11 protein-coding genes are annotated in these 12,910 nt (G+C 70.4%); 5 read left to right on the forward strand and 6 right to left on the reverse strand.

Annotation, left to right across the window (positions count from 1 at the left end; all coding sequences use genetic code 11):
* Position 1: 1 nt before the first annotated feature.
* Entirely contained in the window at positions 2-880 is an 879-nt protein-coding gene (gene rarD / locus K340_RS0106865) for an EamA family transporter RarD (RefSeq protein ID WP_029136180.1), read from the forward strand.
* 31 nt (positions 881-911) lie between these two features.
* Positions 912-1,316 (forward strand): hypothetical protein, encoded by a 405-nt coding sequence (locus tag K340_RS35745; protein WP_029136181.1) that lies wholly within the window; start codon positions 912-914, stop codon positions 1,314-1,316.
* A gap of 3 nt (positions 1,317-1,319) precedes the next feature.
* Here the strand turns inward: K340_RS35745 and K340_RS0106875 are convergent, their stop codons facing one another.
* Both K340_RS0106875 and K340_RS0106880 read right to left on the reverse strand, forming a co-directional pair.
* The gene (locus K340_RS0106875; protein WP_029136182.1) at positions 1,320-1,757 is read right to left on the reverse strand and encodes an OsmC family peroxiredoxin; all 438 of its coding nucleotides are present in this window, start codon (positions 1,755-1,757) and stop codon (positions 1,320-1,322) included.
* 108 nt (positions 1,758-1,865) lie between these two features.
* A complete protein-coding gene (locus K340_RS0106880) occupies positions 1,866-3,329 on the reverse strand; it encodes an XRE family transcriptional regulator (RefSeq protein ID WP_037363087.1) in 1,464 nt (487 codons plus the stop codon).
* Between the two features lie 116 nt (positions 3,330-3,445).
* Here K340_RS0106880 and aceA point away from each other — a divergent pair, with 116 nt between their 5' ends.
* From aceA to K340_RS28015, 3 genes are all read left to right on the forward strand, one after another.
* The gene (gene aceA / locus K340_RS0106885) at positions 3,446-4,819 is read left to right on the forward strand and encodes an isocitrate lyase (protein WP_084614122.1); all 1,374 of its coding nucleotides are present in this window, start codon (positions 3,446-3,448) and stop codon (positions 4,817-4,819) included.
* Between the two features lie 41 nt (positions 4,820-4,860).
* Complete coding sequence (gene aceB / locus K340_RS28010) at positions 4,861-6,540, forward strand: malate synthase A (RefSeq protein WP_037363089.1); 1,680 nt, start codon at positions 4,861-4,863, stop codon at positions 6,538-6,540.
* A 79-nt stretch (positions 6,541-6,619) separates the two neighbouring features.
* Positions 6,620-7,228, forward strand: a complete 609-nt coding sequence (locus K340_RS28015) for a uridine kinase family protein (RefSeq protein ID WP_211229299.1) — start codon at positions 6,620-6,622, stop codon at positions 7,226-7,228.
* A gap of 11 nt (positions 7,229-7,239) precedes the next feature.
* Here the strand turns inward: K340_RS28015 and efeB are convergent, their stop codons facing one another.
* From efeB to K340_RS0106915, 4 genes are all read right to left on the reverse strand, one after another.
* Entirely contained in the window at positions 7,240-8,583 is a 1,344-nt protein-coding gene (gene efeB, locus K340_RS0106900) for an iron uptake transporter deferrochelatase/peroxidase subunit (protein WP_245599484.1), read from the reverse strand.
* Positions 8,580-9,782, reverse strand: a complete 1,203-nt coding sequence (gene efeO / locus K340_RS0106905; RefSeq protein ID WP_407662205.1) for an iron uptake system protein EfeO — start codon at positions 9,780-9,782, stop codon at positions 8,580-8,582. The genes efeB and efeO overlap by 4 nt, the downstream gene beginning before the upstream one ends.
* Positions 9,783-9,908: 126 nt before the next feature.
* Positions 9,909-11,573 carry an iron uptake transporter permease EfeU gene (gene efeU, locus K340_RS37265; protein WP_154674119.1) on the reverse strand — a complete coding sequence of 555 codons (1,665 nt, stop codon included), beginning with the start codon at positions 11,571-11,573 and terminating at the stop codon, positions 9,909-9,911.
* 105 nt (positions 11,574-11,678) lie between these two features.
* Positions 11,679-12,884 carry a GNAT family N-acetyltransferase gene (locus K340_RS0106915; protein WP_029136187.1) on the reverse strand — a complete coding sequence of 402 codons (1,206 nt, stop codon included), beginning with the start codon at positions 12,882-12,884 and terminating at the stop codon, positions 11,679-11,681.
* Positions 12,885-12,910: the final 26 nt, after the last annotated feature.

Here is a 12,910-nt window from a genome sequence, read left to right on the forward strand (position 1 = left end):
AGTGCGCCGCGGCGTCGTCGCGGGCGTCAGCGCCTACCTGATCTGGGGGCTGTTCCCGCTCTACTGGCCGCTGCTGGAACCCGCCGGCGCCGTGGAGATCCTGGCCCACCGGATGATCTGGTCGCTGTTGGCGATGGCCCTGGTGCTGACCGCACTGCGGCAATGGCGGGCCATCCGGGCGATCCCCCTGCGGGTATGGCTGCTGGTGGCGCTGGCCGCGGCCCTGATCGCGGTCAACTGGGGGGTGTACATCTACGCCGTCAACAACGGCCAGGTGATCGGAGCTTCGCTGGGCTACTTCATGAATCCCCTCGTCAGCGTGCTGATCGGGGTGCTCGCGCTCGGCGAGCGGCTGCGGCCGGTGCAGTGGACCGCCGTCGGGCTGGGCGTCGCGGCCGCGGTCGTGATCAGCATCTCCGGCGGCCGGATCCCTTATCTGTCGGTGGTTCTGGCGCTCAGCTTCGGTTGCTATGGGCTGGTCAAGAAGGTCGTACCGCTCACCCCGACCGTCTCGCTCACCGCCGAGGGGATGGTGCTGGCGATCCCGGCGGCGGCCACCGTCATCGCCCTGCAGGCCAGTGGCGATGGCACCCTGACCGATAACGGGATCGGACACGTCGTGCTGCTGCTGCTGACCGGCGTGGTGACGGTGATCCCGCTATTGGCCTTCGGTCGCGCGGCCCAGGCGCTGCCGCTGTCGGTATTGGGCTTGCTGCAGTACCTGACCCCCGTTGTGCAGTTCCTGCTCGGCGTGCTGTGGGCGCACGAGTCGATGCCGCCGGCCCGCTGGGCCGGTTTCGGGCTGATCTGGTGCGCTCTGGTACTGCTGTCGGCCGACGCGCTGCGCCGCGCCCGCCGGAGCAGAGTTGCCTACAGTTGAGGACAGCCGATCCAGGAGGGCAGGCAGCGCCATGGGCATCCTCGATGCGTTGCGCGGACGAAAGTCCGGTGACGACCACAACAACGCCGATGAGAACGCCGCGGGCGGCGGCGGCCAGGTCGGGCCCGGCGATCCGGCAGCGCCGGACCCGACGAACTTCCAACCCCGCACCGACGGCAGCTACCTCGCCGAGGGCAGCGGCCTGCGGTTCGGCAACGGCAAGGTCACCGAGACGGACGGCGGCCCGGACAGCACACCGGCCAGGGTCGGCGACTACACCCCGACCGGACGGTTCAGTGTCAGCGCTCCGTTCGAGATGCTGGTGACCTTCGCGGTGACAGCCGTCGGTGACGACTACTTCGTTGCCCGCCGCACCTCGGTCGCCGACCGGTCGTCGGTCGAGCTGACCTACCGCTTCCGCCCGTCCGCCGGCTGACGATCAGGCCAGGGCAGCGTCCAGGGTGATCTCCACACCGGTGAGGGCCTTGGAGACCGGGCAACCGGCCTTGGCCGCTTCCGCCGCCTTGACGAAGCCGTCCGAGTCCAGCCCGGCGACCTTGCCGCGCACCGTCAGCTTGATGCCGGTCAACCGGAAACCGCCGGCCGGGTCCGGGCCGAGCCCGACCGCCGCGTCCGCGACCAGCGACTCGACGGTCCCACCGGCCTCGCCGATCACTGCGGACAACTGCATGCAGTAGCAGGCGGTGTGGGCGGCTGCAATGAGCTCCTCCGGCGAGGTGGTGCCGCCGGCGTCCTCGGCGGCCCGCTTGGGGAACGACACGTCGTAGGAGCCCAGGTTCGAACTGGTCAACGTGACGGTTCCGCTGCCGTCCTGCAGGCCTCCGGACCATTCGGTGCGCGCGGTACGTGTGGGCATCTGGGCTCTCCTCGGGTCGGGATCGGTGGTTACCACCCCATACTTCCCTGCGCGGTACAAAGTGCAACCGGCGCCCGGCAGCCGCGGGAGTGACGAACGACCGCGCCGTCAGGAGTGCTGCTGCAGAAAGGTCAGGACCTCGGTGTCGTCGACGCCGGGGAACACCCCGGGCGGCATCGCGGCCAGCAGATGCGAATGCACCCGGGCGCTCGGCCACACCTTGCCCTCCCAGCGCTGCGCCAGCTCGGCCGGTGGCCTGGTGCAGCAGGCCGGGTCGGGGCAGCGCGAGACGCTCCGCTCGGTGGTCTCCCGGCCGCGCATCCACTTCACCTGCCGGTACGGCACACCCACACTCACCGAGAAGGTCCCGGCCGGCGTGCGGTCCACCGCCGACGTGCACCAGTAGGTCCCGGACGGGGTGTCCGTGTACTGCTGGTAGGCGGCCGAGCGGTCCGGCCGCTCGAACACCTGGCGCGCCGTCCAGAACCGGCACACCCGCTGGCCCTCGATGGCGCCGGTGGGATCCGTCGGGAAGTGCACGCCGTCGTTCTCGTAGGCCTTGTAGATCACCCCGGCCGAGGAGATCCGCATGAAGTGCACCGGCAGCTCCAGGTGCCGGGTGGCCAGGTTGGTGAACCGGTGCGCCGCCGTCTCATAGGACACCGCGAACAGGTCGCGCAGGTCCTCGATGGCGATGTCCTTCTCGGCCTGGGCGTTGCGCAGCAACGGAACTGCCGCCCGTTCCGGGATCAGCAGGGCGGCCGCGAAGTAGTTGATCTCCACCCGCTGGTTCAAGAAGTCCGCGTAGTCGGCCGGCACCTGGTGTTGCAACACCAGGTGTCCCAGGGCCTGCAGCGCAAGGGATCGCGAATCGCTCTGGCCGGCCTCCGGTTGCGGCAGGTAGACCCGCCGGTGCACGGTGTCGGTGACGCTGCGGGTGGACGCCGGCAGATCGGTGACGTGCACCAGCGTGTAGCCCAGCTGCGCTGCCAGCTTGTCGACCACGGTGCGGGTGATCGGCCCGGCGCTGTGCCCGACGGCCGCCAGCAGCTGCTCCGCGGCCCGCTCGATGTCGCCGAAGTAGTTGTCCGCCAACCGCATTCGCTCGCGCAACGCGGCATTGGCCCGTCGGGCGTGTTCGGGGGTGGCCGCCCGTTCGGTCTGCGCCGCGGCCAACGACCGGTGCAGGCCGACCAGTGCCTCCAGCGCCTCCGTCGGCAGCCGCGGGCCGACCCGGACGGCCGGGACCCCCAGCGCCGGGAACGAATCGGCTCGCTGTGCGCGTTCCAGTTCGATCTCCAGCGCCGTCCGCCGGCTCGGCGCCGCCGGCGACAGCAGCTCCCCCGGCGCGGTCCCGAGATCGGCGGCCAATGCGGTCAGCACGCCGAGCTTCGGTTCCCGTCTGCCGTTCTCGATCAACGACAGCGCACTGGCCGAGATACCGACCGCGCCGGCCACATCGTCCAGCGTCCGGTGCGCCGCCCGGCGCAGGTGGCGCAGCCGCCGGCCGACCGCAATCGGGTCGGCCGGCGTGATCGTCGTCACCGACGCTGACATCCCGATTTCCGACATTGCCCGACGATATCGCAAGAATCGCGTTTCTTGACGGTGAAGACGGCTGGTCGTAGCCCAGTTCTTGACATTTCCTCGATCTATCGACCGAACACCACATCTGGAGCGAGGACCTGATGACGATCACCGAGAGCCCGGCCACCCGACCCTTCCCAGCCACTCCCGTCGACGGTTCGGCCGCCGGGCCGGACGAGCGGACTGCCGCGCCGGCACCCCGGCCGGGCGGCGATGCCGCCGCGCTGTTGCGCCGGCAATGGGCCGGCGATCCCCGGTGGGCGGGCATCGAGCGTGGCTACAGCGCCGAGGACGTGGTGCGGCTGCGCGGCAGTGTGGTCGAAGAGAACACGCTGGCCCGGCTCGGCGCCGAGAAACTCTGGCAACAGCTGACCCGACAGACCTTCGTCCGCGCTCTCGGCGCGCTGACCGGCAACCAGGCGGTGCAGATGGTGCGCGGCGGGCTGTCGGCGATCTACCTGTCCGGCTGGCAGGTGGCGGCCGATGCGAATCTGTCCGGCCAGACCTACCCGGACCAGAGCCTGTACCCGGTGAACTCGGTGCCGGCGGTGGTCCGCCGGATCAACAACGCGCTGATCCGCGCCGATCAGATCGACTGGGCCAACGGCGAGCACGGCACCGACTACCTGGTGCCGATCGTCGCCGACGCGGAGGCCGGGTTCGGCGGAGCCCTGAACGCCTTCGAGCTGATGAAGTCGATGATCGTGGCCGGGGCCGCCGGCGTGCACTTCGAGGATCAGCTGGCCTCGGAGAAGAAGTGCGGCCACCTGGGCGGCAAGGTGCTTGTCCCTACCTCACAACACGTCCGAACACTGAGCGCCGCCCGGCTGGCCGCCGACGTGCTCGGCGTGCCGACCCTGGTGGTGGCCCGCACCGACGCGCTGGCCGCCGATCTGCTGACCAGCGACGTCGACCCGATCGACGCACCGTTCCTGACCGGCGAACGCACCGCGGAGGGCTTCCACCGGGTGCGCAGCGGGCTCGAACCGGTGCTGGCCAGGGCGAAGGCCTACGCGCCGTACAGCGACCTGATCTGGGTCGAGACCGGGACACCGGATCTCGGGTTGGCTCGCGAGTTCGCCACCGAGCTGCACCGGGAGTTCCCCGGAAAGATGTTGGCCTACAACTGCTCTCCGTCGTTCAACTGGAAGGCCGCGCTGTCGGACAGCGAGATCGCCGCCTTCCAGGACCAGCTCGGCGCACTGGGCTACCGCTTCCAGTTCATCACGCTGGCCGGCTTCCATGCGCTGAACCACTCGATGTTCGCACTGGCCAACGGCTATGCCCGATCCGGCATGTCGGCCTACGTGCAGTTGCAGGAGGCGGAGTTCGCCGCCGCACCGGCCGGCTACACCGCCATCAAGCACCAGGCCGAGGTCGGCACCGGCTACTTCGACCAGGTGGCCACCGCGATCAATCCGGCCAGCGGCACCCTCGCGCTGGCCGGTTCCACCGAGGCCGCGCAGTTCCACTGATCATCACCGCCCGCACAGACGCCTTCCCCCAGGAGAACCCGATGAACGCCCACTGCCAGATCCGCGGCACCCTGCACCCCCGATTCGACGAGATCCTGACACCTGCAGCACTCGACTTCCTGACCCGGCTGGACGGCGCCTTCGCCGGCCGCCGCGCCGACCTGCTGGCCGCCCGCCGGGCCCGCAGCGAGAGCATCGCCGGCGGCGGCCGGATGCCGGACTTTCGCCCGGAGACGGCCGGCATCCGCGACGACCCGAGCTGGCAGATCGTCGATCCAGCACCGGGTCTGATCGACCGGCGGGTGGAGATCACCGGCCCGGCGACGCCGAAGATGACGATCAACGCGCTCAATTCCGGGGCCGACGTGTGGATGGCCGACCTGGAGGACTCGACCGCACCCACTTGGTCCAACGTGGTCGGCTCCCAACTCACCCTGCGGGACGCGATCCGCGGCGAGCTGGCCTTCACCGCCGACGGCAAGGACTACCGGGTGGCCGGCGACACCCCGACCATCGTGATGCGCCCGCGCGGCTGGCACCTGTGCGAGAAGCATCTGGTGGTCGACGGGCGGCCGTTGTCGGCATCGCTGGTCGACTTCGGCCTGTACTTCTTCCACAACGCCCAGGCACTGATCGACGCCGGGGCCGGCCCCTACTTCTATCTGCCGAAGCTGGAGTCCCACACCGAGGCCCGGCTGTGGAACGACGTCTTCGTGCTGGCCCAGCAACTGCTCGGCATTCCGCAGGGCACCATCAGGGCCACCGTGCTGATCGAGACGTTGCCGGCGGCCTTCGAGATGCACGAGATCCTCTACGAGTTGCGCGAGCACTCGGCCGGGCTGAACGCCGGCCGCTGGGACTACATCTTCAGCTACCTGCGCACGGTGGCCGAACGCGGCGAACAGTTCGTGCTGCCGGAACGCGGCCAGGTGACGATGACCACGCCGTTCATGCGGGCGTACACCGAGCTGCTGGTGGCCACCTGCCACCAGCGCGGTGCCCATGCCATCGGTGGGATGGCGGCGGTCGTCCCCGACCGCCGGGACGAACTGGCCACCACCGACGCGCTGGCCAAGGTCGCCGCCGACAAGAGCCGGGAGGCCGCCGACGGCTTCGACGGCTCCTGGGTCGCCCATCCCGGCCTGGTGCCGACCTGCCGCGCCGCGTTCGACGCCGTCCTGCGGGATGCGCCGGACCAGCGGAACCGGCTCCGCAAGGACGTCGCGGTGACCGCCGACGACCTGCTGACGCCGCCGTCCGGCGGCGTGTCGCTGGCCGGGATCGCCACCAACGTGTCGGTCGCCATGCGATATCTGACGGCCTGGATCGGCGGCACCGGCGCAGCCGCGATCGATCATCTGATGGAGGATGCGGCCACCGTCGAGATCTCCAGAGCCCAGCTGTGGCAATGGATCCGGTACCGCACCCGGCTGGTCGAGGGCCCGCGGGTGACCGCCGAGATGATCCGGGAGATGATCGACGAGGAGGCCCAGCTGCTGGTCAGGGAGGGTGAGTGGGGCAGCCCCGCCCAGGTCGACGCGGCCAGGGACGTGCTGCTCGAGGTCTCGCTCGGCGAGCGGCTGCCCGGATTCTTCACCCCGTACGCGTACGTGCGGTATCTGACCGAGCCACCGCTGCGGATGACCGGCCCGTTGACCCCCGCCGACCTGCGGCAGTCCGAGCGGATCCAACCGCCCGCCCTGGCCGACACTGCCGCCTGAGACGGCCGGGCCCGCCCGATCTGCTGCCGCCCGGCCGCCGAGGTGACCGCCAGGCAGCAGATCGGGCAGAATCTCCGCCGTGCCCGCCTTGCCAGCCGTCCCCGCCGCGAAGGTCGTGCTGTTGGCAGGTCCGTCCGGCTGCGGCAAGTCCCGGCTCGCGGAAAGGTCCGGGCTGTCGGTGCTCGCCCTCGACGACTTCTACCGATCGGGTGACGACCCGGACCTGCCGCGGCTGCCGCACGGCGAGGTCGACTGGGACCACCCCGGCAGCTGGAACGCGGCGGCCGCCCAGGCGGCGCTGGAGTCGTTGTGCCGGACCGGCAGTGCCGAGGTCCCGGTGTACGACCTGGCCGCCAACGGCCCGAGCGGCAGCAGGACGGTGAGCCTGAGGGACGAGCGAGTGTTCGTCGCCGAGGGCATCTTCGTCGCCGAGCTGGTCGCCGGATGTGCCGATCACGACCTGTTGGAGCGGGCGATCTGCGTCCGGCGGTCCCGGTGGATCACCTTCGCCCTGCGGCTGTCCCGGGACCTGCGCGAGCGGCGGAAGTCACCGGCGTTCCTGGTCCGCCGCGGGCTGTTGCTGGCCCGTCGGGAGCCGGCCATCGTCCGCGCGCTGCTGGCCGCCGGTTGCCGCCCGATGTCGGTACGCGCCACCCGACGCTATCTGGCCGGTCTGAAGCAGCGCTGAGTCAGCGCGACTCAGCCGAACAGGGCCTTACCGAACCAGTCCCCGGCCTTGCTGACGCCGGGCGGGCAGGCCCAGGTACCACCACCGAGATGCACGATGTATTCGTTCAGCAGGTCGTGCGCACCGAGCTTGGTCTGCAGCACCTTGAACTGCTCCGGGTCCTTCTGGAACGCGATGAAGAACAGCCCGGCGTCCAGCCGGCCGGTGGCGTCCTGGCCGTCGGTGTAGTTGTAGCCGCGGCGCAGGATCCGCACGCCGTTGTTCTGCTCGGCGGCGGCCAACCGGATGTGGGCATTGACGTCGATCGCGTCGGCCCCGCCGGTGCGGGCACCGAAGTTCGGCGCGGTGAACTCGGTGCCGCCGGACAGCGGAGCACCGGACTGCTTGGCCCGGCCGAAGATTCGCTCCTGCTCCGAGAGCACGGTGGCATCCCAGGACTCGATGATCATCCCGATCTTGCGGGCGATGAGGTAACTGCCGCCGCTCATCCACTCCTGATCGGTCTCCTGGCCGACCCAGACGTCCGCCTCCAGATCGGCGCTCTCGTCGGCGTGGATGTTGCGGGTGCCGTCCTTGAAGCCGAACAGGTTCCGCGGCGTCGTCTGCCCGGTACCGGTCGCCGACGCCCGGCCGAAACCGAGCTGCGACCAGCGCAGAACCGCTGTGCCGCGGGCGATCCGGGTCAGGTTGCGCACCGCGTGGAACACCACCTGCGGATCGTCGGCGCAGGCCTGCACGCACAGGTCGCCACCGCTGATGTCCGCCTTCATGTCACCCTCGCCGGGCAGCATGCCGAACGGCCGGAGCGCGGCGGGCATCTTGTCCGTCAGACCGAATCGTTCGTCGAACAGTGAGGCACCGAAGCCGACCGTGATGGTCAGCGAGTGGGCTCCCAGGTCCATCCCCTCGCCGGTGTCGTCCGGCGGGCGGTTCGGTGCCGGCTCGCCGCCGCTGGTGGTCTGGCCCTGGGTGTAGCGGGAAGCCACCGCCGCCCAGCGACCCAGCAACTGCTGCAGCGCGCGCACATCCATCGTGGTCACGTCGAAGGCGGCGAACATCATCTGTTCCTGCTGGCGGGTGGTGATGCCGGCCTGCCGGGCGCCGTAGAACGGCACCACGCCGTTGTCCGGGCCGGCCGAGTTCGCCGGATCCGTGCTGTCCCCGGCGGTACCGGTGCCGGCGGGCGCCGACTCGGTAGCGGCGCGGATGCCGTACCCGGCCACCCCGCCGGCGAGCAACCCGACGGTGCCGAGGGCGGCGGTGCCGAGCAACCGCCGGCGACCCGGATCGGCCGGGCGGTCGGGCCGGCCGGCCGGTGGACCGGCCGGATCGCCCTGGTTCGGCAGCTGCGTCACCCCGCCGATGCCACCTTCGCCGAGACCTGCGACAGCGGCTCCTGCACGGCCAGCAGGGCATCCGCCAGCGCCTTCACCTCGGCCTTGGACAGGTCGGTGTACAGCGCGTACCCACCGAGGGCCGCGGCGTCCCGATGGGACTCGAGCAGGGTGTTCAGGGCCGCGAACCTGGCGCTGATCGGCGGCGCGAGTTGCGGGTCGATCTTGTCCAGCGCCGGCGTCAGCGCGGCGAATGCCTGCTGCGAGCCCTCGACGTTGGCCGCGAAGTCCAGCAGGTCGATGTGCGAGTACCTCTCCTCCTCGCCGGAGATCTTGGACTTCTGCACCTCCTCCAACAGGGACGACGCCCCGTTGGCCACCTCGTCGGGCTGGTACCCCTTGCCGTCGCCCGCTTCCGTGCCCTTCGCCAGTTCCGCGGTCAACGACTTCAGCTTCGCCACGTTGCTGGTCAGGTCGGCCATGAACGGCTCGGCCTTGGCGACGCTCTTGTCGACGAACAGCGCCTTCTCGATCTGGTGGAAGCCCTTCCACTGCGCGGCCGGCACATCGCCGTCCCTGGCATCGATGTCGGGGTCGAGGTCACCGAACGACTCGGCCACCGGCTCGATCCGCTCGTAGAACGGACGGGCCTTCGCATAGGCCTGCTGGGACTTCTTCAGATCCCCGGACTTCAGCGCCGTGGCCAACTCCGCGGTCGCGCCCACCAGGTAGTCGGCCTGGGTGCTGACGTATTCGCTGTAGTCGCTGGTCGCCTTCGCCAGCAGATCGTTGACGTCACCCGAGGCCTGCGCGGCCTTGCCGGTGACGGTGAACGGCTGGGTCTCGGTTGCCGCGCCGGGGCACAGCACCTGGTAGGAGCCACCGTCCAGCGTCACCGAGAAGTTGCCGTCGAATCCGGGCGCGAGGTTCTCCCGCTCACCGCGGATCCGGTCGCCGCCCATCAGGTGCACCTCGCTGACCGCGGTGGCGTCCACGTTGCTGATGGTGAAGGTGACCGGACCGGCCGGCACCGTATTCGGTTCGACCGTGCAGCCATCGGCGGCGGTGATCGTCACGGTGACGGCGGTAGCGCCACCCGCAGCCGAACCCCCAGCAGCCGAACCCCCAGCGGCCGAACCCGCGGCAGCCGAGGCCGCCGCTGCCGGACTGGCGGCGGCCGCGCTCGCGGCCGCCGAACTGCTCGAGGCAATGTCGGTCACCGACGCAACGTTGCCCGGGTCGGCGGCGCCGTCGGATCCGCATCCGGCCAGCAACAACGCGGCAGCCGCCGTCGCGCCGATCAGCGCGATGCGGGTGGATCGGTGACGGGACAACGGGTATGACATTCAAGCTCCTCGGACGGTGGCAGCGGTCGGAACGGCGGCGGTGGATCGGACGGGTTTGGGGCGACGCAACAGCAACAGCAGCCCGGAGCCGGCGACGATGACGCCCCAGACACCGAGCAGCCACGGCAGCAGGGTGCCGAGTACGGCGGCCCGGGAGGCGACCGCGGCGCGCTCGGCGGCAGCAGTGGAGGCCGCGGCGACCGAGGCCCGGTCGGCGGCTGCGGCGGCGGGAGGAAGTGCGACCCGGTGCGTCTGGCCGCCCGGTTCGGTCGCGATCAGCGCCGGGGTGACGTCCAGCGCCACCGAAACGATGGCCTTGGTCGCGGCATCCAACGTCACCGTCGGTTGAATCGACGCGGTCCGGGTGACGGTGAGCCGGACATCGGCATCGGCCGACCGGAGGCCGACCGGGTAGCGGCCGCCGTTCAGGGCGGCCAGTTCCCCGGCGGTCATCTTCGCGGTTCCGGCACCGTCGATGGTGGTCGGCCGGGCCGGGCCGGTGAAGGTGAGCGCCGGGCGCCCGGCGACGGTCGTCGCGCCGCTCAGCGAGAGGTCGGCGTCGGCGTCGAGGGTGGCCGCTCCCCCCGGTGCACCGGCAACCGGGGCGACCGCGACGGATCCGGTCAATCGCGCAGTGAGCCGGTCGCCGGAGACGGCGGACAGCGAGGCATCGAGCCGGCCGATCTCGGAGGCGCCCGCGACCAGGGTGAAGTCCCTGGCGCCCGATGCTCCGGTGACCCCGGTCGGCCCGGGGACCAGGGTGGCCAGCAGGACGGCGGCGAGGGCGGCGACGGCACCGCTACCCAGCAGCAGCTTGGTCATGGTCGCCCTGGGCACCGGCCGGCGCGGCGGCCAGACGACGATCACCAACATCGGCACGACGTAGAGCAGCCAGGCGAGCACATCGATGGCGGTCAGCTGCGCCCGGATGCCGAGCACCCCGGTGAGCAGCGACTCCTGGACCGAGCCCGGGCGGATGAACGAGGAGAAGTCGAGCCAGACCTGCCGGCCGATGGTGATCCAGCCGGCCTCGTAAGCGTGGTAAAGGCTGGACATCAGCACACCGCCGGCCACCAGTACCAGCACCACGCCGGTGATCCGGAAGAACTTGGACAGGTTGAGCTTCACCCCGCCGCGGTAGATCAGATAGCCGAGCACCACGGCCACCGCGATCCCGAGGAACGCACCGGCGAAGGTCGCGGCGCCGGCGGCCGTCTGCGAGGCCGCGACCAGGAAGACGGCGGTCTCCACGCCCTCCCTGACCACCGCCAGGAAGGCCATCGCGACCAGCGCGAACGAGGTGCCCTGGGCCAGCGCGCCGCCCACCACCTGACCGAGGTCGCGCTTGAGGTCCTTGGAGTGCTGGCGCATCCACAGCACCATCCAGGTCACCATCGCCACCGCGACCAGCCCGATGACGGTCTCCAGCATCTCCTGCTGCCGCTGCGGCAGGGCACCGGACAGCAGGGCGAGCCCGAGGCCGATCAGCAGGCAGAGCAGAACGGCCAGACCGACGCCGAGCCACATCTGCCGCACCGCGCGGGACTTGCCGTCCTGCTTGAGGAATGCCGCGATGATGCCGACGATGAGCGCCGCCTCCAGCCCCTCTCGGAGGCCGATGACAAAGGTCGCAAGCAACGTCGGGCTCCTTTCGGCGGTGGTCATACTGGAGAATACGCGCAGGGTTAGGCAAGGCTCACCTCGCACTGGCGCACGTCAGTAAACACCACCGGCCGGGGCGCGGAGAAATCGGCCGGCAGCGGGCCCCGGTCAGAAGTAGTCGCGGATGTGGAACTGGTGTCCGCCGAACAACGCATCCCACACCGAATCGTCGCCCGGGTCGCCGCCGGAGAGCATGCCGACCGTCCGCAGGTTGGCCGACGACTGGGTGCCGGCGTAGGCGACGGCTATCCCTTGCGGGCTGTAGGTCCGTACTCCGCCCGAGTCGGACGCGTGCCGGCAGTCGACCTGGCCGGCCCCGACGTTCAACCGGTAGCCGCCGTTCTGCGCCCCGATCGGATGTCCGGCGATCGCGAACTCCAGCTCTGCGGCTATCGCCGCAGTGACGCTGCGGGCGGTGAACGCGCCGGCCACATCGAGTACCGCCAGCATGTACGGCCGGGGACTGACGACGCTCCAGTCCACCGACGGCAGGGCGAAGCGCGCCAGGTCGTCACCGGACGTGTCGACCTTGACCTTGCCGGTGACCGACGCGAAGCTGGCGACCACCGACCAGAGCGCCGCGGTGGCTGCCGCCGTACTGCCGATCAGGTCGCTGACTTCGAAGGCCGAGCCCCTGCCGGTGCTCGGACCGCGGTCCCAGGACGCGAACCCGACCACCTGCTGTGCGGAGTCGACCGCGACAGTGACGCCGTTGAACGAGTCGAGGAACTCGGCGGCGCCGCCGCTGAAACTCGGTCCGGTGCGGGTGAGCGGCCCGTGCTGACTGCTGGCCCACTGGTGATAGACACGTTGAATCGCCTCGGCGTCGTCGACCCCCGCCCTTCGGACCTCGATCCCGGCCGGCCTGCGGATCGAAGCCAGTGCAGCACTGGGGATCTCGACGGTCGAGTAGTCACCGACCAGCTCGTATCCGAACCGGCGGTAGATCCCTGGGGCCGTCGGGAACAGGGTGGAGATCACCTCTCCCCTGTCTTTGGCGGCGTCGTGGACAGCGGCGAACAGGTCTGTGAGCAGCCCGCGGCCGCGATACTCGGCCTTCACCGTGACCCCGGCAATCCCGCAGGTCGGCACCTGCTCTCCGGCGAAATGGCTGAGGTATTCGCGGGCAAACAACCGGGCGGCGAGTTCGTCACCGTCGAAGATCCCGTGAGCATGGGCGCCGGCCGGCGGAAAGGGCTTTGCCGGCGCAACTGTCGCCGGGGCCGGATCCGAGGGAAAGCCGAAGGCCTCCTGCCCCAGCCGAATCGAGGCGTCAGCGTCGTTCTGGTCGAGCAAGCGGTGGGAAATGGTCACATCGTGACCTTAAGGACGGGCACCGC

Source organism: Nakamurella lactea DSM 19367 (genome assembly GCF_000426645.1).
In the GTDB taxonomy this organism is placed as follows: domain Bacteria; phylum Actinomycetota; class Actinomycetes; order Mycobacteriales; family Nakamurellaceae; genus Nakamurella; species Nakamurella lactea.

Coding starts and splice junctions, on each gene's coding strand:
- K340_RS35745 (WP_029136181.1), top strand. CDS start 912: ATGGGCATCCTCGATGCGTTGCGCGGACGAAAGTCCGGTGACGACCAC.
- K340_RS0106875 (WP_029136182.1), bottom strand. CDS start 1,757: ATGCCCACACGTACCGCGCGCACCGAATGGTCCGGAGGCCTGCAGGAC.
- K340_RS0106880 (WP_037363087.1), bottom strand. CDS start 3,329: ATGTCGGAAATCGGGATGTCAGCGTCGGTGACGACGATCACGCCGGCC.
- aceA (WP_084614122.1), top strand. CDS start 3,446: ATGACGATCACCGAGAGCCCGGCCACCCGACCCTTCCCAGCCACTCCC.
- aceB (WP_037363089.1), top strand. CDS start 4,861: ATGAACGCCCACTGCCAGATCCGCGGCACCCTGCACCCCCGATTCGAC.
- efeU (WP_154674119.1), bottom strand. CDS start 11,573: ATGACCACCGCCGAAAGGAGCCCGACGTTGCTTGCGACCTTTGTCATC.